The organism is Solirubrobacter ginsenosidimutans (assembly GCF_027587205.1).
Map to the genome: position 1 here is coordinate 72,200 of NZ_JAPDOD010000019.1, position 24,990 is coordinate 97,189.

A 24,990-nucleotide genomic window follows, 5' to 3' on the forward strand; every position below is an offset into this window, starting at 1 on the left:
CCGATCCACGCGGGTGTGGCGGGCACCATTGCCCGCCGCCGGGGCGCTCGGGGACGATCGACGGATGAGCTATCGCGATCACCTACCGCAGCTGGACGGCCAGGCGTTCCTGACCGACGGCGGGATCGAGACCGTCCTGATCTTCCACGAAGGGTTCGAGCTGCCGGCCTTCGCAGCCTTCGACCTGCTCAAGGACGACTACGGCACAGCGGCGCTGCGGCGCTACTACGCGCCGTTCGTCGAGCTGGCCGCGAGCCGGGGGCTCGGGTTCATCGCGGAGAGCCCGACCTGGCGCGCGAGCTCGCGCTGGGGGCAGCAGCTGGGCTACAGCGCCAGCGAACTGGCCCTGGCCAACCGGCGCGCGATCGCGCTGATGGAGGAGCTGCGCTCGATCCACCCGCTGGTCGTCATCAGCGGGTGCGTCGGGCCCAGCGACGACGGCTACGACCCGGCGCAGTTGCTGAGCGCCGACGAGGCCGAGGCCTACCACGCGATCCAGATCGGGACGTTCGCCGAGACCGCCGCCGACATGGTCACGGCGATAACGATGACCTACGCGGAGGAGGCGATCGGCGTGGTCCGCGCGGCTCGCCAGGCGGGTTTGCCGGTCGTCGTCTCGTTCACGGTGGAGACCGACGGGCGGCTGCCGAGCGGCCAATCGCTGGCCGAAGCTCTAGCTCAAGTCGACGGTGAGACTGATGCCTCGCCCGCCTACTACATGCTCAATTGCGCCCATCCGACGCACTTCGAGGCGGTGCTGGAGGACGCGTCGGTCCGGGAGCGCGTCCGCGGCCTGCGCGCCAACGCCTCGAGGCTCAGCCACGCCGAGCTCGACGAGGCCGCCGAGCTCGACGCGGGCGACCCGGATGACCTGGCCGCGCGCTACGCGAGCCTGCGCGACGCCCTGCCGCACCTCACCGTGCTCGGCGGGTGCTGCGGCACCGACCTGCGCCACGTGACGGCGATCGCAGGCGCGATCTAGTTGCGGCGCCCGGCCCACCCGGACCAGAGGCTGTCCTCCGGTCCTTCGGGCTTGCGCCGCTCGACGTTGAACGCCGGGCGCGGCGGCTCGGGGCGATACACCGGCGGCGGGTCGATGGACGGCGTCGCTGCGCGGCGCTGCCAGCTGTCGAGCAGGGTGAAGACGATGCCGCCGAAGATGGCGGCGAGGATGATCGAAGCGGCCACGGTCATGGTTGCAACGACCAATGTAGTGGCCGCTTCGAAAGAGTTCCTTAGCGGGCGGCGAGCCCGGCGAGGCCGGCGCCGAGGTTCTGCACGCCCGGCAGCGGGACGAGCGCGCCGTTGTTCTGGATGCGGTAGGCGGTGACCTCGCCGGCGGACGGATTGACGGCGTACAGGTAGTTGCCGGCGATCGCGAGGTCGTTCGGGCGGGTCGAGGTGGCGGTGAGGCCGTTGGCGTTGAGCGCGGTCAGGGCGCCGTCGCGGCCGATCGCGAAGCCCGAGATGCTGCCGGTGGCGTTGCCGGTGTAGGCGAAGCGGCCGTCGGCGGTCACGGCGACCCAGCACGCGGCGCCCTGGCCGACCGGGAGCGAGGCGCTGACGACCCGCGCCGTGCCGTTGCCGGCGAGCCGGTAGGACGAGACGGTGCTCGCGCCCGCCTCGGAGGCGATCAGGTCACCGCGCGACGAGAAGGCGAAGCCGAACGGCACCGCGCCGCTGGAAGGCGTCACGACCGGCGCGCCGATGCGGCCGAACTTCAGCGGCAGCGTCTCGATCCGGTTGGCCAGGCGCTCGGTGACGACCAGGTCGCGCCCGCCCGGAGCGACGGACACCTGCGCGGCGCCGAGGGCGCCCGCGCTTAGATTGACGGTGGCGCGGGCGCGGATCCGGCCCGAGCCGTCGAGGTCGAACCCGGTGACGTTCGGCGTGCCGCCGGTGTTGAGGACGTAGACACTGCCGTCGGCGATGTCGACCGAGTTGGGCGTCACACCGCCCGAGGGCTGGCGATCGACGAGCGTCAGGTGCCCGCGGCGGCCGACGCGGAACGACGCGATGTCGTTGGAGCCGGCATCGACGGCGACGACCACGCGGCCGTCGTCGGAGAGCGCCACGGTGCCCTGGGAGGAGAGGCTGGCGCCCGTGCCGGTCCCGCCGGTGCGGTAGGTGGCGACGGGCGTCAGGAGCCCGTCGGGACCACGATCGAGGCGGTGCACGGCGTTGCCCGTGGGAGCGTTGGTCTGGGTGTAGACGGCACCGTCGGACGCCATCGCCGAGCTGGCGAAGAGCAGGCTGAAGCCGACCGCGAGGGCTGCATGAACCTTCATTGAGGAGCCTCCTGGGGAGTGGAGTGAGCTTGTCGAGCCTGTAAGTCGCGAGTCTTTCGATCCCGTTACAGCGACTTGAAAAGACGTGGCCGGTAAGAGAAGGTCGCTCAGGTATGGACGACGTGATCGTCGACGAGGACTCAGCGCTCCTCACCCGGCTGCGCGCAGGCGACGAGGACGCCTTTATGACCCTCGTCGACAAGTACGGCCCGCTGATGCTGCGGGTCGCCCTGGGCTACACCCGCACCCGCGCCGTGGCCGAGGAAGTCGTCCAGGAGTCGTGGCTGGGCGTCCTGCAGGGCCTGGATCGCTTCGAGGGCCGCTCGAGCCTGAAGACCTGGATCCTCCGCATCGTCGCCAATCGCGCGCGTACGCGTGGGGAGCGGGAGGCGAGGAGCGTCCCACTCTCCTCGCTGGTGGCGGAGGGCGACGAGGACGGCCCGGCGGTCAATCCCGAGCGCTTCCTCCCCGCCGACCACCCGACCTATCCGGGCGCGTGGGCGATCCCGCCCCACAGCTGGGCGCGCCTGCCGGAGGAGAAGCTCCTCGCCACCGAGAGCCTGCACGAAGTCCGTGCCGCGATCGCGAAGCTCCCGCCGCGCCAGCAAGAGGTGATCGTGCTGCGCGACGTCGAAGGCTGGAGCCCGGAGGAGGTCTCGAGCGCGCTCGAGCTCACGCCCGGCAACCAGCGGGTGCTGCTGCACCGCGCCCGCAGCAAGGTGCGGGCCGATCTCGAGCACTACTTCGACGAGGTCGAGGCGTGACGTCCAACGGCCGGATCATCCCCGGCGGGATCAGTTGTCGCGAAGTCGTCGAGCTCGTGACCGAGTATCTCGACGGGGCGCTCTCGGATGCCGACACCGAGCGCATGGAGGAGCACCTCAAGCTGTGCCCGCCCTGCGTCGAATACGTGGATCAGATCCGCGCCACGGCGCAACTGGCCGCCGTCGCCGCCGTCGAGCTCGAGCTCCGTCCGGATCGCGACACCCTGCTGCGGGTGTTCCGGGAGTTCAAAGCAGGCGGCTAAAGACTTCAAACCAGGTTCCGATGACCCCGTACAAATGTCCGGAACCTCGAACAAGCCGAACCGCCTCGCCCACATCGCCGCCCTCGTCGGCGCGGGCGCGACGGCCGCGACGGTCGCCCACCTGGCGAGCGGTCGCAAGTCGTCGGCCCCGTCGGAGGCCCCGACGTTGGCCCCGCGCGGCGGTATGCCGTTCGCGACCGACTCGGCCTTCGTCGGCCTGATCGAGTCCGTCGCAGCCGCCACCGCCAAAGCCGAAACCGTCGATGGCGCCGTCCAGGCGTGCATCGAGCACGTCTGCCGCTGGACCGGCTGGCCCGTCGGCCACGCCTACATCGCCGGCAAGAGCGATCACGATCCGCTGCAGCCGTCGAACAACTGGTACCTCGGTCACCCGACCAAGTTCGAGTCGTTCCGCGCCGCGACGTTGAGCACGCCGCTGGCCCCGGGCATCGGCCTGCCGGGCCGGGTCGCCGCCACCGGCCGCCCCGCCTGGATCGTCGACGTCACCTGCGACGCCAACTTCCCGCGCGCCGAGGCCGGCGCCGAAGTCGGCCTCCGTGGCGCCTTCTCCTTCCCGATCCCGATCGGCGAGAAGACCTTCGCCGTGATCGAGTGCTTCTCGCTGCAGGCCGTCACGCCCGACGACCGCCTGCTCGAGGTCACCGCGCACGTCGGCCGTCAACTCGGCCGCCAGATCGCCAGCACGCAGCTGGCCGACGCGCTGCGCGAGTCCGAGATCCGCTTCCGCTCGGTCGCCGAGTCCGCCAATGACGCGATCATCGCCGCAGACCAGCGGGGCGACATCATCTCCTGGAACCGCGGCGCCGAGCTGATGTTCGGCTTCGGCGAGTCCGAGGTCGTCGGCCGGCCGCTGTCGATTCTGATGCCCGAGCGCTTCCGCCCGATGCACGACGCGGGCATCGCGCGCGTCGCCGACGGCGGCATGGCGGCTTCGCGCCTGATCGGCCAGACCGTCGAGGTCGTCGGCCTGCGCAAGGACGGCCGTGAGTTCCCGCTCGAGCTCTCGCTCGCGATGTGGGAGACCGCCGGCGCCCGCTTCTTCAGCGGGATCATCCGCGACATCTCCGAGCGCAAGAAGGCCGAGGAGAAGCTCAAGGCCGTCCTCGAGACCGCTCCGGACCCCATCGTCGAGGTCAACCAGGACGGCACGATCGGCTTCGCCAACGCGCGGACCGACAAGCTGTTTGGCTACGACCGCGAGCAGATCCTGGGCCGCCCGGTCGAGGAGCTCTTCGCCGAGCGCACCCGCACCGTCGTCGCCGAGCGCTTCGCCGCCGTGCTGGCCTCCACCGAGAGCGACTCGCAGGTCGCCCTCGGCATGGGCCTCGAGCTGTGGGGCCAGCGCAAGGACGGCACCGAGTTCCCGGTCGACGTCATGCTCTCGGTGCTGCACACCGACGACGGCGTCGTCGTGACGAGCATCATCCGCGACATCACGGAGCGCAAGCGCTTCGAGAACCAGCTGCAGCACCTGGCCGACCACGACGCGCTGACGGAGCTCTTCAACCGTCGCCGCTTCGACCAGGAGCTCGCCGAGTACGTCGCCTACACCGCGCGCTACGGCGGCAAGGGCTCGATCTTCCTGCTCGACCTCGACCGCTTCAAGTACGTCAACGACACCCGCGGTCATAAGGCGGGCGACGAGGTCATCCGCGCCGTCGGCCGCGCGCTGCACGACAGCGTCCGCAAGACCGACGTGGTCGCCCGCCTCGGCGGCGACGAGTTCGCCGTCCTGCTGCGCGACGCCGACCGCGACACCGCGGAGCGCATCGCCGAGGGCATGCTCGAGACGATCCGCGAGCGGCGCCTGCCGCTCGAGGGACAGCGCATCTCGATGACGACCTCGATCGGCATCGTCTGCTTCGACGACGAGGAGCCCCGCGTCGAGGACCTGATGGTCTCGGCCGACCTCGCGATGTACGCGGCCAAGGAGGCCGGCGGCAACCGCTACCACGTGGCCACCTCCGACGGCGGCGAGTACGTCTCCGGCATGCAGGTCCGCCTCAACTGGGCCGACCAGATCCGCCGCGCGCTCGACGACGACCGCTTCGTCCTCTACTGCCAGCCGATCCTGGAGCTCGCGAGCGACTCGATCACCCAGTACGAGCTGCTGCTGCGCATGATCGGCGACGACGGCGAGATCATCATGCCCGCCGCGTTCATCGACACCGCGGAGCGCTTCGGTTTGATTCAGGAGATCGACCAGTGGGTGGCGCGCAAGGCGATCCACCTGCTCGCCGAGCACGACGTCCGCCTCGAGGTCAACGTCTCGGGCAAGTCGATGGGCGACCTCGCGATCCCGGAGCTCGTCGAGCGCGAGATCGCGCTGACCGGCATCGATCCGAGCCGCCTGGTCTTCGAGATCACCGAGACCGCCGCGATCGCCAACATGGAGCAGGCGCGCGCCTTCGCCGAGCGCCTGACCCGCCTGGGCTGCCGCTTCGCGCTGGACGACTTCGGCGCCGGCTTCTCGTCCTTCTACTACCTGAAGTACCTGCCGCTCGACTATCTGAAGATCGACGGCGACTTCATCCGCTCGCTCACGTCCTCGATCACCGACCAGCTGGTCGTGAAGTCGATGGTCGACATCGCCCGCGGCATGGGCATGAAGACGATCGCCGAGTTCGTGGAGGCCGAAGAGACGGTCTGCATGCTGCGCGAGAAGGGCGTCGACTACTCCCAGGGCTACTACCACGGCGCGCCGCGTCCGGTCGCCACGGAGTTCGCTCAGATCGGTGTGCCCCGATGAGTGGCCCAGGCCGGCCCGGGTCGGGTGGTGAACACGAGTTGCAGGAACGCTACGGCAACGTCAAGCGTGCCAACGCGTTCTACGACAACCAGGTGCTCGACTACCTGACCCCGGAGATGCGTGAGTTCATCCTGCGGATGAAGATGGCGTTCATCGCGACGGCGGACCAGCACGGCGAGTGCGACAACTCGTTCCGCGCGGGTCCTCCCGGGTTCATCCGGGTGCTCGACGAGAAGACGGTCATGTGGCCCGAGTACAAGGGCAACGGCGTGATGGCCTCGATGGGCAACATCATGGAGAACCCGTACGTGGGGATCCTGATGGTCGACTTCTTCGAGACCGCCGTCGGCCTGCACATCAACGGGCACGCGAGGATCGTCGAGAACCAGGCCGTCGAGGCGTTCGGTGGGATCTTCGACCGGCTCGCGTTCGCGACGCCGTTCGTCGAGTCACCTGAGATGAAGAAGACGCCGGAGCGCTGGGTCGTGGTCGCGATCGAAGAGGCGTACGTCCACTGCTCGAAGCACATCCCGATGCTGCGCTACCTCGACGGCGAAGAGTCCAAGGAGGCCGAGGTCGGCCGCCGCGCGGGCGACGTCTTCAAGGCCAAGAACGGCGAGCGGGCGTGGCTGCAGCCGCCGGTCTGCTCGCCGGAGTATGACGCCGAGCCGGCGGTCGCCGAGGCGCCGGCGGAGATCGGCACCGTGCGCTTCGCACAACCGCCGCCGCGGCGTCACACGCCGCAGCCGATCAGGAAATAGCTGCTCTGAGCAGGGGGGCGGTGAGGCAAGTCGGCCCACCGTCTCCCTTCAGGCTCAGGTCACTGCCGTCGTAGGTGTGGACCTCGACGCCGCGCTCCTCGAGGGCGCGGCGCACCGCCGGCACGCCGTCGACCATGACGACGACGCCGGGACGGACGGCGAGGATGTTGCAGCCCATCGCGAGATAGCTGTCGTGGTCGATCGCGATGTACTCGACGCCGCGCTGGAGAATGTCCTGCAACAGGCGCACGGGCGCGAGCGGCTCGTACACGACGTACAGGCTCTCGGTCGCCGCCGACAGGAACGACTGCAGGTGCAGGACGTACGCGGCGCCCTGGTCGTGCGGCATGTCGTAGGTCTCGACGTGGATGCCCTCGGGCTCGAGCAGCTCCTGGATCCGCGCCGCGCCCTTGCGGTTCGTCCGGTATCCGAGGCCGATCGCGGCCGTCTTGTCGTCGAGCCAGAAGCGGTCGCCGCCGTCGGCGTAGGCGTCGCCCTCGAGCGTGCCGATCACGGGGACGTCGACGGCCGCGAGCGCGTCGGCCGCGTTCGCCGGCTCCTTCATGCGCGCCGGCTTGGCCATGTTGAGCGGGATGCCGCCGCGGCCGCTGAGGATCAGCGGGTCGTGCATGTAGACCGAGTCGACCTGACCCTCGAGCGCGTCGGCGATCTCCACCTGCGCGCCGAGGCCGTCGAGCAACTCGACGAACGCCGCGTGCTGGCGCTCGAGCTTGGCCGGGTCGGGGACTCGCCATCCGGCACCCTCCCAATCGCCGGCGAGCGCGGGGCGCCGGACGAGGACCCGCTGGAGCGGAGCGACCATGGACGTGACGCCGTAGCGGGCGCCAGAGGGAGCGGTGGCGGTCATGCCGCGCAAATCTAGTCCCCACCCACCCGGATCGTTCCCAGGTCCAGCGTGTACGTCGCGCCGGGCAGGCCGGACATCGTCGGCTTGGGCGCGCCCTGGGCGACGCCAACGCCGAGCTCCTCGTAGGTGGGGGAGAGCAGGATGCGGCGGTGGTGCGGGCTGTTGAGCCAGGCGTCGACGATGGCGTTGGGCGTGGCGCGGTCGCCGGTGCCCCAGCCGAGGTCCTCCGCCGCGTACCAGCCGTCGCCCGGGTTGCCGTAGCCCGCGTCGCGCAGGCGGGCGCTGAGGCCCTCGCCGCTCGTGTTGACGTGCGCGAAGAACCGGCGGCGCGACATGTCGGCGGCGTGACCGCCGGCCGCCTGGGCGAGGTCGGCGTCGGGCTTGAGCGCGGGGATGCCGCGCGAGGTCCGCTCGACGTTGACCAGGCAGGTGATGGCGGTGGCCGCGGTCGCGGGCTGCCCGTCCGTCTGCGGGATGTCCAGCGAGCCGGCGCATTGATAGACCCCGCGCGACGCCGAGGCCGGCGCGGCGAAGAGGCCGAAGGCGAGCAGGGCGAACGCGGCAGCATGGAGCCGCGTCCGCGTGAAGGCGGGCGTGAGCATGTGAGGGGTTGGCCTCCCGGCACGCGTCGCAGACCGCCGTCGTGCAGCGGTCGCGGCGCTATCGATTCGTCGCCCGGGTTCCCGCCAGGCACGTTTCTTACAGGTGCGGCGCCGGCCATGGCTCCCCAGCCGACCGGCGCTTGTTGGAGCAGGTACCCAGTCGCCTGGACGCTCTCACTTCAACGTGGTGAGCGTCCAGAGAACCAATCGCGCGCGGCGGGCGTCAGAATGCGCCGCTGGCGCGCGTTGCTGCCCTGAGGCCGAGCGTGCGCCTTGCGTGGCCCCGGACGACGCTGGGGGGAACACCGTCCAGGGACGGACCCGCGTGCCCGGGGCCACGCAAGACGCACGCTGACCGGCGGCGCCGAAGTATGACGACAGATGTCGACGTCATCAACAATTCATTCGCACGGACGCCCGCCCAGGGCGATTCCCTGCAATCCAGCCACGTGCCATCCGTCGGCGGTCGGCTCGAGCCGCCACGTGACCCGGAAAGTCTGCGATGCGTCGCAGTTCTTTTCGTGAGCCACGAGCCGGACGTTCACGATCAGTGCGCCGCCGTCGGGCCGAGTGATGAGCTCCCGCGGATCGCTCTTCGCCGTCTGCGCATAACCGGCCTGCCACCGGGCGAAGCCCCCGAACCGCTGCTGGATGGCGGGTGACAGCACCGCCCACGCGTCTTCGAAGCGCCGCTCGTCGAGCGCCGCGTAGTAGTCGCGGACGAACGCCGTCGCCGCGTCGGCGTCGGGCGCCGCCCCGGGGAGGGCTGAACCGCGCTCGGCGGGTGCCGCCGGGGCAGGCTCGCTCGAACCGGGCGTCTCATCGCCGGTCGCGGGCGGAGCGTTGCCGTCGGCCGGCGGGGTCGTCACGCCGTGGGTGGGCGGCGCGGTCTTGCCGTCGGCCGGCGGCACGGCCTTGTCGTCGGTGGGCGGCGCGGTCTCGCTTTCAGTCGGTGGAGCCGACTTGCCGTCGCTCGGCGGCGCGGCCTTGTCGGTCGCGGGCGGCGCGGTCGTGCCGTTGCCCCGCGGGGCGGGCTTGCCGTGGGTCGATCCGTGCTTGGCGGGTGGCGCCTCGCCGTGGCGCGACTTCGCGGGCCTCTGAGTCGCGGGCTTCGCCGGTGCCGGCTGTCCGGCGGTCGACTCGCTGCGCGTCGACGCCGCATGCCCCGCGCCGGCGTTCAGCGATGCGGTGGGGTGCAGCGGGTGGCTCTCGGCGAGCGCGGCGCCGGCGATCGCGGCGGCCAGCGCCGCGACGGAAAGGCCCGCCGCGACGCCCCAGTGGGTCACGCGGCGTCCTCCCGGCGTGCGGTGGTCGCGCACGAGCGCGAGGCCGACGGCCACGATCGCCAGCGCGAGGGCGGGGAGCACGTGGCCGGAGACGGGCGACGCGGCGGCGACGATCGCGGCCAGCGCGAGGGTCCGGGGGCGTCGCGCGGGCCACGGCCACGCTGGGCTCGCGAGCGTCGCGGCGCAGCCGAGGGCGAAAGCGACGGCGAGGAGCACCGGCGCCGCGCCGTCGAACGTCAGCCGGGCACCCTGCGCGAACGCCAGTCGCACCGCCGCGACCAGGAACACGAGCGTCGCGGCGATCGCGAGCGAAGCGGCGCTGAGGAGGGCGCCGGCCGCCATCGTGCGGGCGATGGCGGCCGACGCCGGGAGGGTGGGCGTGGGCTCCGGCCCCTCGTGATGCGCCTCCACCTGGTCAGAGGCGGCGAGCGCCGACGGGTCGGAGAACCAACGGCCCTGTGCCGCATCGCCATTCCGGGGGGGAGGGGCGACAGTGAGCGGCACGGGCCGAATCTCCCAGCCTCGCGCGCGGGAAGCCATGACCGGCCGCGCAGTCTTGCGCGCCGTCCGATTGCCCGAAAGGGCAAAGCTCCCGCGTCCGTCGACGCGGGAGCGATCCGGAAACTACGGGGCGGTGGTGGCGAGCGTCAGCGTCAGCGTCTTCGCGTACTGGCCCGTGCGAAGCGCGTCGGCGGCGCCGATCGACTGCTTGAAGTTGACCGTGACGGCGTCGTTGGAGACCGGCGCGGCGTAGTTGAGCAGCGTGGTGGGGGCGGCGGAGCCGCCGACCGTGGCGGCGGGGCCGGCGACGGTGCCCGCGGCGCTGGTCGCGTCGACCAGCAGGCCCTGCGGCAGCGAGAACGTGCCGTTGACGAGCTTGCCCGTGGCGGTCGTGCTCGGGTCGGCGATGCTCAGCGCGGCGTTGCCGGCCGTCGAGACCACCGTGGCGGTCGTGCTGGCGGTGTAGTCCTTCGCCAGGCCCGGGACGAACGCGCCGAAGCCGGCGGGGGTGCCGAGGGTCAGCGAAAGCGTGGCTCCAACGGTGCCGCCGACCGGGGCCTTGGCGTTGCGGGCGAGGCAGGCGTCGTGGGACCGCTTGGCGTCGATCGCGCCTTGCAGGCCCTTGGCCTTGCGATCGCCGAGGAGACCGATGAGCAGGTCGGAGAAGTTCGTGAACATGCCGTCGACGCCGGCGGCCAGGGCGGCCTGCATGTTGGCCACGGTGTTGATCGTGTAGGGGTGCACGTCGAGGCAGCTCGCGTGCGCGGTGTTGACCCAGTTGGCGTTGATGCTCGAGCCGAAGCTCGGGCCGAGGCCGACCGCGTAGTCGGCGTACGACGGGATCGTGGCGAGGCTCGGGTTGCCGAGGAAGATCAGCGGCAGCCGCGGGTCCATCGCGTGGACCGTCTTGAGCGAGTCGGCGCTGAAGGACTGGATCAGCACCTGCCAGTTGTTGATCGACGCCGTGCGCAGGTTGTACTTGTCCAGCAGCGCGAGGAGCTTCTCCTCCATGTGGTCCGCGGGGTCCGGCTGCTTGGTCTCGATGTAGTAGTTGACCGTGTTGCCGTAGCGCTGGAAGAGCTCCTCCAGCGTCGGGACCTTCTCGTTGACGTACTCGGCGCCGAACCACGAGCCGGCGCTGCAGGTCTTGATCTGCGCCAGCGTCTTGGTGTTGACGGCGCCCGTGCAGTTGGCCGCGTCGCCGCGCGTCGTGCGGTTCAGCGTGCCGTCGTGCATGTCGACCAGGACGCCGTCGCTGGTGACCTGCAGGTCCTGCTCGATGTAGTCGGCGCCGAGCTCGATCGCGTGGTCGTACGACGCGAACGTGTGCTCCGGGCGTGTGCCCGATGCGCCGCGGTGCGCGACGACCAGCGGCGCCGCGGCAGCCTCAGGACCCGACTGGGCCTGGGCGGCCGGGGCGAGGGCCGCGACCGACGCGACCACCAGAGCCGTCGTGGCCACCTTGTTCAGAAAACGCATGATCCTCCTGATCGTCCGATGTGCGGACGGGAGCCTCATTCACCTACCGGAGATTCCTGTGACCGGATCGTGAGCGCCGCGTTACCACGCGGTGAAAATTCGTCAGGTGCCGCGATACGTGCTGTACGCCCACGGCGAGACGAGCAACGGGACGTGGTAGTGCGCACCGGCATCGGCGATCGTGAAGCGGACCGGCACCGTGTCGAGGAACGGCGCCTCGCCGAAGTAGGAGCCGACGGCGAACTCGAGCTCGAAGCCCCCGGCGCCCACGTCCCCGAACGTCGCCCGGCCGTCCTCGTTCGTCGTCAGCTCGGCGATCACCTCGCCGTCCTTGCGCAGCGCCACCGCGACGCCCGCGGCCGGCCGGCCGTTCGCGGTGTCGAGCACGTGCGTGGACAGGCTCACAGCGCATCCTCGAGCCGCAGGCGGGCGATCTTGGCGATCTCCCCGAGCGCCGTCTCGATCTCCTGCTCGACCGGGTTGCCCAAGCGGGCGTCTGCGTTGGCCAGCACCGAGTCCTTGTCGTGCTCGCGGACGCAGACGACGAACGGGATGCCGAACTTCGCCCGATAGGCGGCGTTGCTGGTGGCGAAGCGGTCGTAGTCGGCAGGGGAGAGCGCGAGCGTTGCCTGCTCGTCGCGCGAGTGCTCGGTGAGCGAGGTGACCTTCTCGCCGAGGTCCGGATGCGCGCGGATCAGCTCGAGCTGCTCGGCTCGCGACGCGGAGTACATCGCCTCCCGCAGCGCCGCGTCCAGGTCGTCGATGCCGTCGAAGCCTTCGGGCCGCCACGCGCGCTCGGCGACCCAGGGCGAATGCTCATAGAGCGCGCCGAAGCGCGCCACGAACGCCTCTCGCTCCCCGAGCGCGAGCGGGACGAGCTGGAACGCGTCGACGTCGACCAGCCCGCGATCGGTGATCTTCAGCGAGGGGATGACCGAGAGCGCGAGGAACGAGAGCGTCATGAACGGCGCGCCGATCGTCACACCCTGCTCGGCCAGGAGGTCCTGCAGGTGCTCGAGCCCCTCGGCGACCTCCTCCAGCGGGGCGTCGGAGAGCAGCCCGGCGATGGGCAGCGCGAGCTCACCCACGACCGCGCCGTCGCGCGCGACGACCAACCCGCCGCCGAGCGCCTGGGCACGCTCGGCGCAGACCGCCATGTCGGCGTCGTCGACACCCACCACGACCAGGTTGTGCGCGTCGTGGGCGACGGTCGAGGCGAAGGCGCCCGCCTGGAGCGCGAACCCGCGCACGAGGCCAAGGCCCACGCGGCCTGTCCCGTGATGGCGCTCGATCACCGCGATCTTCGCCAGGTCACGGTCCGGGTCGGCGACCACGTGGCCGGCCTCGATCCGCGGCGACGCCTCGCCCGCGCCGGTGATCAGCTGGCCCGGGTGGATGTCGATCACGCGCACCCGCTCGGGGGTCCCCGCGATGCCGAACGCGACCGGGACGGCGCGCATCGTGTCCAGCAGCGCCGCGGGCACGGACTCGGGGTAGACCGGCGCGCGGCCGTCCTTGAACGTCCGCGCCACCGAGAACGTGGTCAGGTCGTCCAGCAGGACGAGGTCGGCGACGTAGCCGGGGGCGATCGCCCCGCGGTCGAGCAGCCGGTGGGCGCGCGCGCCGTGAAGCGTCGCCATCACCAGCACGTCCTCGGCCGCGATGCCGTGTGCGACCGCGCGCCGGCACATCTCGTCGATGTGCCCTTCGCGATGCAGGTAGTCGGGCTCGCGATCGTCGGTGCAGAACGCGCAGTAGTCCGGCCCGTGCTCGCGCACCAGCTCCAGCAGCGCGATCAGGTTGCGGGCGTTGGAGGCCTCGCGGATCAGCACCCACATGCCGCGCCGGCGCTTCTCGAGCGCCTCGGCCGCCGTGAACGCCTCGTGGTCGGTGACGATGCCCGCCGCCACGTAGGCGTCCAGCGCGCGCCCCATCACGCCGGGCGCGTGCCCGTCGACATGCGGCGCGACCATCCGCGCCAGCACGTCGGGATCGCCGCCGATCACCCCCGGGAAGTTCATCATCTCGGCCACGCCGAGCGCCCGGGGATGCTTGAGGATCTCGCGCATGTCCTCGGGGCCGAGCGGCCCGCGCGGAGACTCGAAGTCACTGGCGGGAACGCACGACGGCGCCATCACGAACACGTCGAGCGGGAGGCCCTCGGTGGCGTCCAGGAGCCAGCGCACGCCCTCCACGCCGGCGACGTTGGCGATCTCGTGCGGATCGCAGACCACCGCGGTCGTCCCGCGCGGCACCACGGCCCGCGCGAACTGCGCCGGCGTCAACTTCGCCGACTCGAGGTGCACGTGCGCATCGATGAACCCGGGCACGAGGTACTTCCCGCGCCCGTCGATCCGCTCGCCGCCCTCGTAGGCGCCGATCCCGGCGATCCGCCCGTCGGCGATCCCGACGTCCCCGTCGAGCCACTCGCGGGTGAAAGCGGAGAAGACCTTGGCGCCTTCGATGATGGTGTCCGGCTCGGCGTCGCCGCGCGCGACGGCGATGAGATGCGCTCTGTGGCTCACAACCCCACCATGTCATCCGGGCGGACCGGAACGCGCGCCAGCGGCTTGCCGGTCGCCGCGCGCAGGGCAGCGACGACCGCGGGCGTCGAGGAGATCGTCGGCGGCTCACCGATCCCGCGCAGGCCGTACGGCGAGTCCGGATCGCCCAGCTCGAGGATGTCGAGCTCGACCGGCGGCATGTCGAGCACCGTCGGGATCAAGTAGTCGGTGAAGGACGCGTTGCGGACGAGCCCGTCGACCACCTGGATCTCCTCCATCAGCGCGAGCCCCAGGCCCTGGGCGATCCCGCCCTCGATCTGGCCCTCGACCGCGAGCGGGTTCATCGCCTTGCCGACGTCCTGCGCGGTGGCGATCTCGACCACCCGCACGAGCCCGAGCTCGGTGTCGACGTCGACCACGGCGCGGTGGGCGGCGAACGCGAACGTGACGTGGGCGTCGCCCTGGCCGAGGGCGTCGAGCGGTTGGGTGGGCCGGTGGTGGTACTCCCGCGTCTCCTCGATGCCGTCCCCGATCTCACCGCCGCGCCGCTCGAGCTCCTCGCGCACCGCGCGGCACGCGGCCTGCACCGCGCCGCCCGTCATGTGGGTCTGACGGGACGCCGAGGACGACCCGGCGGACCCGACCTGGGTGTCCGCGGGAAGCACCAGCACGTTCTGGACGTTCAGCTCGGTCCGCGCGATCTGCCCCATGACCGTTACGAGTCCCTGACCCACTTCGGCAGCCGCAGTATGAACCTCAACTAGAGGTTCACCTCCGGCCACGGAAAGTCGCACCCGCGCCGTCGAGAAGTCGTCAAAACCCTCGGAAAAGCCCACATTCTTGAAGCCCACCGCGTAGCCGACGCCGCGCACCACGCCTTCGCCGCGGGTCACGTTGGCGATGCCGCCCGGCAGGCCGCCACCCGCGTCGGGCAAGGGCCGTGAGCGCACCGATCGGAGCAGTTCAGCCACCGGCGCGGGGCAGTTGATCGGCGCGCCGGTGGGCATCGAGGTGCCGGTGACCATCGCGTTGCGCAGCCGCAGCTGCACCGGGTCCATGCCCAAGGCAGCGGCGAGCTTGTCCATCTGCGCCTCGTGCGCGAAGCAGGTCTGCACGGCGCCGAAGCCGCGCATCGCCCCGCACGGCGGGTTGTCGGTGTAGACGACGTAGGAGTCGATCCGCGCGCTCGGCACGTCGTACGGCCCGAGCGCGAACGCCGCCGCGTTGGAGACCACCGCGCCCGAGGAAGACGCATACGCGCCGCCGTCGAGCAGGATGCGGCACTTGATGTAGCGCAGCCGGCCGTCGCGATCGGCCCCGTGCTCGTAACGCATCCACGCCGGGTGCCGGTGCACGTGCCCGAAGAACGACTCCTCGCGGCCGTAGACCATCTTCACCGGGCGGCCCGTGTGCAGCGCCAGCAGGCAGGCATGCGCCTGCATCGACACGTCCTCGCGCCCGCCGAACGCTCCGCCCACGCCCGCGAGCGTGAACCGCACCTTCGCGACCGGCAGATCCAGGCACGCGGCGACCTGGTCGCGGTCCACGTGCAGCCACTGCGTCGCGATCCACAGGTCGATCCCGCCGTCCTCGGCCGGCACCGCGAGCCCCGACTCCGGCCCCAGGAAGGCCTGATCCTGCATCCCGACCTCGTACTCGCCGCTGACCACGACGTCCGCCTCGCCGGGCTCGTCGCCGTGCGCGATGTGCACGTGGCGCAGCAGATTCCCGCCGGCATGCAGCGGGGGAGAGGCGGGGTCGAGCGCGTACTCGGGGTCGGTCAGCGGTTCGAGCTCCTCGTAGTCGACCTCGATCCGATCCGCCGCGCGCCGCGCGGTCTCGGGATGGTCGGCGGCGACGATCGCCACGGGCTCTCCCTGATAGCGGACCTGGTCGATCGCCAGCACCGGCTGATCGATGTGCTCGAGTCCGTACAGCTTGCGCCCGGGCACGTCCTCGTGGGTGAGCACGGCGTGGACGCCGGGGATCGCGAGCGCCTTGCCGAGATGGATCGCGCGAATGCGTGCCCGCGGGTGCGGCGAGCGCAGCGTCGCGCCCCACAGCATGTCCTCGGCCCACATGTCCGACGAGTAGGCGAACTCGCCCTTGACCTTCGGGATGCCGTCGGGCCGGCGCACCGACTGGCCGACGCCGTCCTTGATGGTCGTGATCGTGCTCACGCGCGGACCTCCGCCGCGAGCCGGCGGCAGGCGACCTTCAGGTCGGCGGCGATCTCCTCGACGTCACCGGTCAGCAGCTCGCCGTCGCGGACGACCTCGCGGCCGCCGACGAAGACGCGGTCGGCGAGCGGGCGGGGGCCGAGGACCAGCGACGCGACCGGATCCTCGATGCCGGCGTGATCGAGATCATCGAGGCGCCAGAGGACGATGTCGGCGAGGTAGCCCGGCTCGAGCGCTCCGAGGTCGCGCGAGCGCCCAAGACAGCGCGCGCCATGGACGGTTCCGAGCGTCAGCGCTTCGTGAGGGCTCATCGCGTCGGGGCCGCCCGCCAACCGCGCGAGCAGCAAGGCCTGGCGGAGCTCTCCGGCGAGTTCGCCGGCCTCATTGGACGCCGCGCCGTCGACTCCGAGCCCGACCGACCCGCCCGAGTGCACGAGCTGCCTGACCGGCGCGATCCCGGCACCCAGCCGCGCGTTCGACGACGGGCAGTGGGCCACGCCCGTGCCGGTCTCGGCGAAGCGGACGATCTCGTCGTCGCTGAGGTGCACGCAATGGGCGAGCCACACGTCCGGGCCGAGCCAGCCCAGCTCGTCGAGATACTCGACCGGGCGCATGCCGAACAGCTCCAGGCAGTACGCCTCCTCTTCGACGGTCTCAGCCATGTGGGTGTGCAGGCGCACGCCGCGCGCCCGGGCCAGCTCGGCGGACTCGCGCATCAGCTCGCGGGTGACGCTGAACGGCGAGCACGGCGCGAGCGCGATCTGCAGCATCGAGCTCGGCGACGGATCGTGGTGGCGGTCGATCGCCGCCGCACAGGCCGCGAGGATCTCGTCGCGGTCCTCGACGACGGAGTCCGGCGGCAGCCCGCCGCTGGACACGCCCAGATCCATCGAGCCGCGACACGGATGGAAGCGGATGCCCAGCTCCCTCGCCGCCTCGATCTCGACCGCCAGCAGGTCCCCCGCTCCGCGCGGGAAGACGTAGTGATCGTCGGACGCGGTCGTGCACCCCGACAGCAGCAGCGCCGCGAGCCCGGCGCGCGCCGCCGCGCGCTCGATCTCGGCGTCGATCCGCGCCCAGGTCGGGTACAGCTCGACCAGCCACTCGAACAGTGTCGCCTGCTGCGCGAGCCCGCGCGTGGCCCACTGGTACAGGTGGTGATGGCAGTTGATCAGCCCGGCGGTCGCGAGACAGCCGGACGCGTCGATGCGCTCGCCCGCGGGCGGGTCGTCCCAGCCGATCGCGGCGATGCGGTCGCCGTCGATCGCGATCCAGCCGCGCGTGCCGGTGATCGTCGGGGTCGCGACGGCGCATCCGTCCAGGACGATCATGCGCGCGTCGCCGCCAGCCGTACCGCGTCGAGGATCTTCTCGTAGCCGGTGCAGCGGCACAGGTTTCCCGCGAGCGCCTCGCGGATCTCGGCGTCGTCGGGCGTCGCGTTGCGCGCCAGCAGGTCGTGCGTCGCGACGATCAGGCCCGGCGTGCAGAACCCGCACTGCACCGCACCCGCCTCGAGGAACGCCTCCTGGATCGGGTGCAGCGCGTCCTCCTCGCCCGCGAGTCCTTCGACCGTGACCACGTCGCGGCCTTCGACCTGGCCCGCCGCGACCAGGCACGAGCAGACCAGGACGCCGTCGAGGTAGACCGAGCACGAGCCGCACTCGCCCTGCTCGCACGCGTTCTTGGATCCGGGCAGCTGCAGCCGCTCGCGCAACACCCACAGCAGCGACTCGCCCTCCCAGAGCCCGTCGACCTCGCGGGCCTCGCCGTTGACCCTGCAGGCGAGCCTCAAGCCACGCGCTCCTTCCAGGCCCAGGTCAACGTGCGCTTCGCCAGCACGCCCAGCGCGTGGCGCCGGTACGCGGCCGTCCCGCGCACGTCGTCGATCGGCGACGCCGCGGCGGCCACCAGCTCGCCGAAGTGCTCCGCCGCGCCGTCCGGGAGCTCTTCGCCGAGCGTCTCCGCGAACGCCTCCGCCTCGCGCGCGCGAATCGGTGTCGGCCCTGCGGAGCCGATGCACGTCCCCACGCGCCCCGGCGCGACATCCAAAGCGAACGAGCAGACCGCGATCACCATCGCGTTCCTCGTCCCCACCTTCGCGAACTGCTGCGGCCCACCCGCCCGTGGTACCCACACGGCGGCGATCAGCTCATCGGAACCGAGCACGTTGCGCTTGGGCCCGACGACGAAGGACTCGACCGGCAGCCGCCGCGATCCGCGCACAGACCACAGTTCGACCTCGGCGCCGCTCGCGAACAGCGGCGGCAGCGCGTCACCCGCCGGGGAGGACGAGGCGAGGTTCCCCCCGATCGTCCCCCGGTTGCGGATCTGCGGCGAACCGACCGTCCGCGACGCCATCGCCAGCCCCGGCAACGCCGCCCCGAGCTCCGCGATCACCCGCGTGTACGACACGCCCGCGCCGATCCGAAACCAGCCGTCCTCCGCGCTCCAGCGCGAAAGCTCGTCCACTCGGGTGAGGTCGAGCAACGCCTCCGGGCGGCGGCGCGCGAAGTTCATCTCGACCATCACGTCGGTGCCGCCCCAGATCGGCACGGCGTCCGGATGCGCCGCCCGAGCTTCTAGCGCCTCCCTCCACGTGGGGGGTTGCAGGAACTCCATCCCATGAGAGATACACCGCGAAGCCCTAACGTGCCACTCGTGCCTTCTGTGACCCAGCGCACGTTTCGCCGTCTCGCCGTAGTGAATCGCGGCGAACCCGCGATGCGTCTCATCCACGCCGTCCGCGAGCTCAACTGCGAGCGCCCCGACGACCCCATCAAAGTCATCGCGCTCCACACCGAGCCTGAGCGCAGCGCGATGTTCGTCCGGCACGCCGACGAGGCCTACAACCTGGGCCCGACCGCGACCGTCGACGCCGACGGCAAGCGCACCGGCGCGTACCTGAATTACGAGGGCCTCAAGCAGGCCCTGATCGCGACCAAGGCCGATGCTGTCTGGCCGGGTTGGGGCTTCGTCGCCGAGCATCCCGCGTTCGCCGACCTGGTCGAGGAGTTGGGGCTCGTCTTCGTCGGCCCGTCCGGCGACGTCATGCGCGCGCTGGGCGACAAGATCCAGTCCAAGCTGATGGCCGAGAAGGCCGGCGTGCCGGTCGCGCCGTGGAGCAACGGCCCGGTCGAGACGATCGAGGAAGCGCGCGAGCACGCGGAGCGCATCGGCTTCCCGCTGATGATCAAGGCGGCCGCCGGCGGCGGTGGCCGCGGCATCCGCCGCGTCAACGACATGGACGGCCTGGAGCACGCGCTGAACACGTCGCGCCGCGAGGCCGCGGACGCGTTCGGCGACGGCACCTGCTTCATGGAGGCGATGGTCGGCAACGCGCACCACATCGAGGTGCAGCTGATCGCCGACGGCCAGGGCCAGGCGTGGGCCGCGGGCGTGCGCGACTGCTCCTGCCAGCGCCGCCACCAGAAGGTCGTCGAGGAGTCCTCCAGCGTCGTGCTCACGCGCGAGCAGGAGGAAGAGGTCAAGGAGGCGTCGCGGCGCCTCGCCCTGGAGTCCGGCTACCGCAACGCCGGCACCGTCGAGTTCCTCTACGAGCCGACCGAGAAGCGCTTCTCCTTCATGGAGGTCAACGCGCGCCTGCAGGTCGAGCATCCCGTCACCGAGGCCGTCACCGGCCTGGACCTGGTCAAGCTGCAGCTGCACGTCGCGTCCGGAGGGAAGCTCGAGGGCGAGCCGCCCGAGCCCGTCGGCCACGCGATCGAGGCGCGCCTGAACGCCGAGGACCCGGCGATGGGCTTCGCGCCGACGCCCGGCCGCGTCCAGGTGCTCGACCTCGCCTCCGGCCCGGGCGTGCGCGTCGACCGCGGCATCGCCGCCGGCGACGTCATCCCGCCCGACTTCGACTCGATGGTCGCCAAGGTGATCGCCTACGGCCGCACCCGCGACGAGGCCGCCGCCCGCCTGCGCCGCGCCCTGCGCGAGAGCACCGTGATCATCGAGGACGGCACGACCAACCGCGCCTTCATCCTCGCGATCCTCGATCGCCCGGAGTTCAAGGCGGGCGAGATCGACATCGCCTGGCTGGACCGCATGGGCGTCTCGGGTGAGATGGAGTCCGACGGCGGCGCCGATGTGGCGCTGCTGCAGGCCGCGATCGAGCTCGCCGACCACGAGACCGCGACCGAGCGCGCCGCCTTCTACGCCTTCGCCCGCCGCGGCCGGCCCGAGGCCAGCCCCGAGGTGTCGCGCGCGGTCGAGGTCCGTCATCGCGGCCAGGCCTACCGCATCATCGTCTCCCAGCTCGCGCCCGGCCGCTACCGCGCCGACATCGACGGCACCGCCGTCGAGGCCGACGTGGAGCGCCTCAGCGGCCACGAGCGCCGGATCACGCTCAACGGCACCACGCACCGCACGATGATCTCCCGCCAGGGCGCCGACCTCTTGGTCGAGGTCCACGGCGTGCCGCATCGCATCACCCGCGACGACGGCGGCTTCGTCCGCAGCCAGGGCCCGTCCGTGGTCGTCGCGATCCCGGTCTCCGAGGGCGACGAGGTGGCCGAGGGCGACGTCGTCGCGGTCGTCGAGTCGATGAAGATGGAGACCTCGCTCACGGCCCCGTTCGCCGGTCGCGTGCGCCGCGTGCTCACCACCACCAACGTCCAGGTCCCGGCGCAGACGGCGCTGCTGCAGCTCGAAGCGATCGAGACCGAGGCCGCGGAGCAGACGGCTGCGCGCGTGAGCTTCGCCGACGACGCGGCCGACCGCGGTGAAGCGCCGTGCGCCGCCGCACTGGCTCGCCTGCAGTGGATGCTGCTCGGCTACGACGTCTCCGGCGACGAGGTCCGCCGCGCGCTGGCGACCCTGCGCGACGGCAGCGGCGGTGCCGAGCTGATCGCCGGCGAGCACCGCCTGCTCGACGTCTTCAGCGACGTGCGCGCCTTGAGCCGCGCCCGCCACGACCCGGAGCGCGAGCTGCTCCACAGCCCGCAGGAGTACCTGCACGCGTTCCTGCGCTCGCTCGACGCCAAGGCCGAGAACCTGCCCGAGCGTTTCGTGACGCTGCTCCAGCGCGCGCTCGCCCACTACGGCGTCGACAGCCTGGACCGCACGCCCGCGCTGGAGGAAGCCTGTTACCGGCTCTTCGTCGCTCAGGAGCGTGCTGACCTGGCGCGCGCCGCCGTCGCCTCGATCCTCGAGCGGCGCCTCCAGAGCGCCGACGAGCTCGTCGGCTCCGTGGGTGACGAGTTCCGCGGCGTCCTCGACCGGCTCGAGCTGGCCACCGAGCGCCGCGACCCGGTCCTCGCCGACCAGGCCCGCCAGCTGCGCAACCGCTACTACGACCAGCCGCTGATCCTGCAGCGCCAGGCCGCGGCATACGAGGTGCTCGACCGCCACCTCAACGCGCTGCTGGAGGACCCGGACCGCGCGGACCGCGCCGAGCACATCGAGGCCGTCGTCACGGCGCCGCAGCTGCTCGCGCCGCAGATCATCGAGCGCATGAGCCAGACCGGGGCGCGCGAGCACCCGGCGATGCTCGAGATCATGACCCGCCGCTGGTACCGCGAACGTGTGCTCACGCCCTTCTGGAGCGGCATCACGAGCGACGGAACGGCGTACGTCACGACCAGCTTCGAGGCCGACGGGCGCCGCCACCACCTCGCGGCCGCGTTCGTCGACACGCAGGATCTCGACGACATCGCCGGCGCGATCTCCCGGCGCGCGGCGCAGTACCCACAGGGCGAGTCCGTCTACGTGGACCTGTACGCCGCCGCGACCGCGGGCGAGGAGCTGGCGAACGCGCTCAAGGCCGCGCTGGAACGCGCCGCGGTGCCGCCGCGGGTGCAGCGCATCGTGCTCGACGTGCCCGCGCCGACCCGCGGCGTCAGCGCCGCCGACGCGATCACGCTGCACCGTGACATCGATGGCGGGTGGGTGCTGGACCGCGAGCTGCAGTTCGTGCACCCCGAGATGGCCGAGCGGCTGAACCTCTGGCGCATGTCGGAGTTCGCGCTCGAGCGGATCGCCTCGCCGGCGGACGTCTACCTGTTCCGCGGCGTCGGCCGTTCCAACCCGAAGGACGAGCGGCTGTTCGCGCTCGCCGAGGTGCGCGACATCACGATCGTGCGCGACGAGAACGGGCGCGTCGTCTCGCTCCCCGAGCTCGAGCACATGCTCGCCGAGACGCTGGAGTCGCTGCGCCGCTTCCAGGCGCGCCGTGCCCCGCGCGAGCGCCTGCTGTGGAACCGCGTACGGCTGAACCTGTGGCCGTCGATCGACCTCGCGCCGGATGAGGCGGGCGCGCTGATCGACCGCTACGCCCGCGAGACCGAGGGTCTCGGCATCGAGACCGTGATCATCCGCGGCCGCATGCGCGACCCGCGCGACGGCGTCGTCCGCGACAGCGAGCTGCGGCTCTTCGCCCCCGCCGGCCGCGGCGTGATCGTCGAGATCGACGAGCCGGCGACGCGCCCGCTGCAGCCGCTGGACGAGGGCGCGCGGCGGATCGTGCAGGCCCGCCGCCGCGGCTCGGTGCATCCGGCCGAGCTGGTGAAGGTGCTGGCGCCCGAGCGTCGCGATCCGGGCCGTTCGATCCCGCGCGGCGAGTTCATCGAGTACGACCTCGACGCCGACGGCGCGTTGGTCCCGGTGGACCGCGGCCCGGCGATGAACGAGGCGGGGATCGTGGTCGGGCTCACGCGCTCCTTCACGCCGCGCCATCCCGAGGGCATGACCCGCATCGTCCTGCTGGGCGATCCGACCAAGTCGTTGGGCAGCGTCGCCGAGCCCGAGTGCCGGCGGATCATCGCCGCCCTCGACTGGGCCGAGGAACTCGGCGTGCCCGTCGAGTGGTTCGCGCTCAGCTCCGGCGCGCGGATCTCCATGGACTCCGGTACGGAGAACATGGACTGGGTGGCGGCGGCTCTGCGGCGCATCATCGAGTTCACACAGCACGGTGGCGAAATCAATGTCGTAGTCACCGGCATAAATGTGGGTGCGCAGCCATATTGGAACGCAGAAGCAACAATGTTGATGCATACCCGCGGAGTTTTGGTAATGACTCCGGAGAGCGCGATGGTGCTCACGGGCAAGCAGGCACTGGACTTCGCCGGTGGCGTCTCGGCCGAGGACAACTTCGGTATCGGCGGCTACGACCGCATCATGGGCCCCAACGGCCAGGCCCAGTATTGGGCGACTGACCTGGCCGGCGCCTGCAGCGTCCTGCACCGCTACTACGAGCACTCCTACATCGCACCGGGCGAGCGTTTCCCGCGCCGCGCGGAGACCCGCGACGCGATCGAGCGCGACGTGCGAAGCGCCCCGCATTCGGCGCCCGGCTCCGAGCTCGCGACTGTCGGCGAGATCTTCTCCGACGAGACGAACCCGGGCCGCAAGCAGGCGTTCGACATCCGCTCGGTGATGAAGGCCGTGGTCGACTCCGACCACCGGCCGTTGGAGCGGTGGGAGCGCATGCGTGACGCCGAGGCCGCTGTCGTCTGGGACGCCCACCTGGGCGGCTGGCCGACGACCGTGATCGGCATCGAGTCCCACCCGCTCGACCGCTTCGGCCCCAACCCGGCCGACGGCCCGTCGCAGTGGACGTCCGGCACGCTGTTCCCGAAGTCCTCCAAGAAGGTCGCCCGCGCGATCAACTCCAACGGCGGCCGGCGTCCGCTCGTGGTCTTGGCGAACCTCGCCGGCTTCGACGGCTCACCCGAGTCGATGCGTCAGTGGCAGCTCGAGTACGGCGCCGAGATCGGCCGCGCGATCGTCAACTTCCGCGGCCCGATCGTGTTCTGCGTGATCTCGCGCTACCACGGCGGCGCGTTCGTCGTCTTCTCGCAGCGCCTGAACGAGGGCTTCGAGACGATCGCCGTCGAGGGTGCCAAGGCGTCAGTGATCGGTGGCTCCGCCGCGGCAGGCGTGGTCTTCACCCGCGACGTCGCCGCCGCGACGCGCGGCGATGCGCGCGTGGTCGAGATGGAGGAGCGCATCGAAGCCGCCGACACCCCTGGGGATGCGCGCCGCCTGCGTGGCGAGCTCTCCTCGCTGCTCGACACGGTGCGCGCCGAGAAGATGGGCGAGCTGGCGGCGAAGTTCGACTCGATCCACTCGATCCAGCGGGCGGTCGAGGTCGGCTCGGTGTCATCGATCGTCGCCGCGGCCGAACTGCGTCCCTACCTGGTGAGCGCGATCGAGCGCGGCATGGCGAAGGCCGAGGCCGCGAGCGAGGTCATCACCGCCTGATCATCACGCCGACGGGGGCTTCGAAGAAGTCCCCGCAGGCGGGGTGACCGCATTCGCACGCGAAGCGCTGGATGACCTGCTCCGGGTCACCTGGCGCGTCGCCGCGGGCGTAGAAGGCGCGGACCTGGTTGGCGATCGCGAGGTTGGCTTCGCGGATCAGCGCGATCCGCCCCGCGTGGGTGGTGACGCCGCCGGAGAGGTCCTCGAAGTGGCGCTCGAGCGCGTCGGCCGTGGTGGGTTCGACGAGAAAGATGCGCGGCCGCGGGATGACCGTTCCCTCGGCGATCACCGGCGGGTGGTCGGGGAGCTGTGCGAGGTCCTCGAGGACGAGTGGGCCGCGCTCGTCGCGCAATGCGGGTTGCGGCCGCGGAGGCGTGTGTGCGTTCCAGCGCCTGGCGGCCTCGCTGCCTGCCGCGAGCAGACGCTCGACGTGGTCCCACGTGCGCGTGTCGGAGCTGTAGAGCCGCAGGCCGTGGCGCCGCGCGAGGCGCGAGGCGACGGTGGTCTTGCCGGCCC

19 protein-coding genes are annotated in these 24,990 nt (G+C 71.5%); 6 read left to right on the plus strand and 13 right to left on the minus strand.

Going from position 1 to position 24,990, the window contains the following annotated elements; all coding sequences use genetic code 11:
• Positions 1 to 64: 64 nt before the first annotated feature.
• Positions 65 to 982 carry a homocysteine S-methyltransferase family protein gene (locus OM076_RS19915; protein WP_270041808.1) on the plus strand — a complete coding sequence of 306 codons (918 nt, stop codon included), beginning with the start codon at positions 65 to 67 and terminating at the stop codon, positions 980 to 982.
• On the opposite strand, the gene OM076_RS19920 is transcribed toward OM076_RS19915, so the two are convergent.
• Together OM076_RS19920 and OM076_RS19925 are read right to left on the minus strand one after the other, a co-directional pair.
• Positions 979 to 1,194: a hypothetical protein gene (locus tag OM076_RS19920; RefSeq protein ID WP_270041809.1), complete on the minus strand. Its 216-nt coding sequence runs from the start codon at positions 1,192 to 1,194 to the stop codon at positions 979 to 981. The two genes, OM076_RS19915 and OM076_RS19920, sit on opposite strands and share 4 nt — an antisense overlap.
• A 41-nt stretch (positions 1,195 to 1,235) precedes the next feature.
• Positions 1,236 to 2,288, minus strand: coding sequence for a lactonase family protein (locus OM076_RS19925; protein WP_270041810.1), 1,053 nt, complete (start codon positions 2,286 to 2,288; stop codon positions 1,236 to 1,238).
• 113 nt (positions 2,289 to 2,401) lie between these two features.
• Here OM076_RS19925 and OM076_RS19930 point away from each other — a divergent pair, with 113 nt between their 5' ends.
• Genes OM076_RS19930 through OM076_RS19945 form a run of 4 tightly spaced genes read left to right on the plus strand, consistent with a single transcriptional unit; the run spans position 2,402 to position 6,846 of the window.
• Positions 2,402 to 3,052, plus strand: coding sequence for an RNA polymerase sigma factor (locus OM076_RS19930; RefSeq protein WP_270041811.1), 651 nt, complete (start codon positions 2,402 to 2,404; stop codon positions 3,050 to 3,052).
• Positions 3,049 to 3,315: a zf-HC2 domain-containing protein gene (locus OM076_RS19935; protein ID WP_270041812.1), complete on the plus strand. Its 267-nt coding sequence runs from the start codon at positions 3,049 to 3,051 to the stop codon at positions 3,313 to 3,315. Before OM076_RS19930 ends, OM076_RS19935 begins: the two co-directional genes overlap by 4 nt.
• Positions 3,316 to 3,349: 34 nt before the next feature.
• The gene (locus OM076_RS19940) at positions 3,350 to 6,085 is read left to right on the plus strand and encodes an EAL domain-containing protein (RefSeq protein WP_270041813.1); all 2,736 of its coding nucleotides are present in this window, start codon (positions 3,350 to 3,352) and stop codon (positions 6,083 to 6,085) included.
• 38 nt (positions 6,086 to 6,123) lie between these two features.
• The gene (locus tag OM076_RS19945; RefSeq protein ID WP_270041814.1) at positions 6,124 to 6,846 is read left to right on the plus strand and encodes a pyridoxamine 5'-phosphate oxidase family protein; all 723 of its coding nucleotides are present in this window, start codon (positions 6,124 to 6,126) and stop codon (positions 6,844 to 6,846) included.
• Here OM076_RS19945 and OM076_RS19950 read toward each other — a convergent pair.
• The 10 genes from OM076_RS19950 to OM076_RS19995 form a co-directional block, all read right to left on the minus strand.
• A complete protein-coding gene (locus tag OM076_RS19950) occupies positions 6,836 to 7,714 on the minus strand; it encodes a dimethylarginine dimethylaminohydrolase family protein (protein ID WP_270041815.1) in 879 nt (292 codons plus the stop codon). The two genes, OM076_RS19945 and OM076_RS19950, sit on opposite strands and share 11 nt — an antisense overlap.
• Before the next feature lie 11 nt (positions 7,715 to 7,725).
• Positions 7,726 to 8,316, minus strand: coding sequence for a CAP domain-containing protein (locus OM076_RS19955; RefSeq protein WP_270041816.1), 591 nt, complete (start codon positions 8,314 to 8,316; stop codon positions 7,726 to 7,728).
• Between the two features lie 401 nt (positions 8,317 to 8,717).
• Positions 8,718 to 10,013: a hypothetical protein gene (locus tag OM076_RS19960; RefSeq protein WP_270041817.1), complete on the minus strand. Its 1,296-nt coding sequence runs from the start codon at positions 10,011 to 10,013 to the stop codon at positions 8,718 to 8,720.
• A 213-nt stretch (positions 10,014 to 10,226) separates the two neighbouring features.
• On the minus strand, positions 10,227 to 11,582 hold the full coding sequence (locus tag OM076_RS19965; protein WP_270041818.1) for a glycerophosphodiester phosphodiesterase: 1,356 nt from the start codon (positions 11,580 to 11,582) through the stop codon (positions 10,227 to 10,229).
• 102 nt (positions 11,583 to 11,684) lie between these two features.
• Positions 11,685 to 11,987: a hydroxyisourate hydrolase gene (gene uraH, locus OM076_RS19970; protein WP_270041819.1), complete on the minus strand. Its 303-nt coding sequence runs from the start codon at positions 11,985 to 11,987 to the stop codon at positions 11,685 to 11,687.
• A complete protein-coding gene (gene ade / locus OM076_RS19975; RefSeq protein WP_270041820.1) occupies positions 11,984 to 14,107 on the minus strand; it encodes an adenine deaminase in 2,124 nt (707 codons plus the stop codon). Before ade ends, uraH begins: the two co-directional genes overlap by 4 nt.
• The gene (locus OM076_RS19980; RefSeq protein ID WP_270041821.1) at positions 14,104 to 16,266 is read right to left on the minus strand and encodes a xanthine dehydrogenase family protein molybdopterin-binding subunit; all 2,163 of its coding nucleotides are present in this window, start codon (positions 16,264 to 16,266) and stop codon (positions 14,104 to 14,106) included. The genes ade and OM076_RS19980 overlap by 4 nt, the downstream gene beginning before the upstream one ends.
• Positions 16,263 to 17,597, minus strand: a complete 1,335-nt coding sequence (locus OM076_RS19985) for an 8-oxoguanine deaminase (RefSeq protein WP_270041822.1) — start codon at positions 17,595 to 17,597, stop codon at positions 16,263 to 16,265. Before OM076_RS19985 ends, OM076_RS19980 begins: the two co-directional genes overlap by 4 nt.
• Positions 17,594 to 18,058 carry a (2Fe-2S)-binding protein gene (locus tag OM076_RS19990; RefSeq protein WP_270041823.1) on the minus strand — a complete coding sequence of 155 codons (465 nt, stop codon included), beginning with the start codon at positions 18,056 to 18,058 and terminating at the stop codon, positions 17,594 to 17,596. Before OM076_RS19990 ends, OM076_RS19985 begins: the two co-directional genes overlap by 4 nt.
• Positions 18,055 to 18,885 (minus strand): FAD binding domain-containing protein, encoded by an 831-nt coding sequence (locus OM076_RS19995; protein ID WP_270041824.1) that lies wholly within the window; start codon positions 18,883 to 18,885, stop codon positions 18,055 to 18,057. The genes OM076_RS19990 and OM076_RS19995 overlap by 4 nt, the downstream gene beginning before the upstream one ends.
• A 3-nt stretch (positions 18,886 to 18,888) precedes the next feature.
• On the opposite strand from OM076_RS19995, the gene OM076_RS20000 reads away from it, so the two are divergent.
• A complete protein-coding gene (locus tag OM076_RS20000) occupies positions 18,889 to 24,474 on the plus strand; it encodes an ATP-binding protein (protein WP_270041825.1) in 5,586 nt (1,861 codons plus the stop codon).
• On the opposite strand, the gene OM076_RS20005 is transcribed toward OM076_RS20000, so the two are convergent.
• Entirely contained in the window at positions 24,464 to 24,826 is a 363-nt protein-coding gene (locus OM076_RS20005) for a hypothetical protein (protein ID WP_270041826.1), read from the minus strand. The genes OM076_RS20000 and OM076_RS20005 overlap by 11 nt on opposite strands.
• Positions 24,827 to 24,990 lie beyond the last annotated feature (164 nt).

Excerpts from the sequence above, each read along its gene's own strand:
- OM076_RS19925 (WP_270041810.1), bottom strand. The coding sequence starts at position 2,288 with ATGAAGGTTCATGCAGCCCTCGCGGTCGGCTTCAGCCTGCTCTTCGCC.
- OM076_RS19995 (WP_270041824.1), bottom strand. The coding sequence starts at position 18,885 with ATGGAGTTCCTGCAACCCCCCACGTGGAGGGAGGCGCTAGAAGCTCGG.
- OM076_RS19965 (WP_270041818.1), bottom strand. The coding sequence starts at position 11,582 with ATGCGTTTTCTGAACAAGGTGGCCACGACGGCTCTGGTGGTCGCGTCG.
- OM076_RS19940 (WP_270041813.1), top strand. The coding sequence starts at position 3,350 with ATGTCCGGAACCTCGAACAAGCCGAACCGCCTCGCCCACATCGCCGCC.
- OM076_RS19955 (WP_270041816.1), bottom strand. The coding sequence starts at position 8,316 with ATGCTCACGCCCGCCTTCACGCGGACGCGGCTCCATGCTGCCGCGTTC.
- OM076_RS19920 (WP_270041809.1), bottom strand. The coding sequence starts at position 1,194 with ATGACCGTGGCCGCTTCGATCATCCTCGCCGCCATCTTCGGCGGCATC.
- OM076_RS20000 (WP_270041825.1), top strand. The coding sequence starts at position 18,889 with ATGAGAGATACACCGCGAAGCCCTAACGTGCCACTCGTGCCTTCTGTG.
- OM076_RS19915 (WP_270041808.1), top strand. The coding sequence starts at position 65 with ATGAGCTATCGCGATCACCTACCGCAGCTGGACGGCCAGGCGTTCCTG.
- OM076_RS19985 (WP_270041822.1), bottom strand. The coding sequence starts at position 17,597 with ATGATCGTCCTGGACGGATGCGCCGTCGCGACCCCGACGATCACCGGC.
- OM076_RS19930 (WP_270041811.1), top strand. The coding sequence starts at position 2,402 with ATGGACGACGTGATCGTCGACGAGGACTCAGCGCTCCTCACCCGGCTG.
- OM076_RS19950 (WP_270041815.1), bottom strand. The coding sequence starts at position 7,714 with ATGACCGCCACCGCTCCCTCTGGCGCCCGCTACGGCGTCACGTCCATG.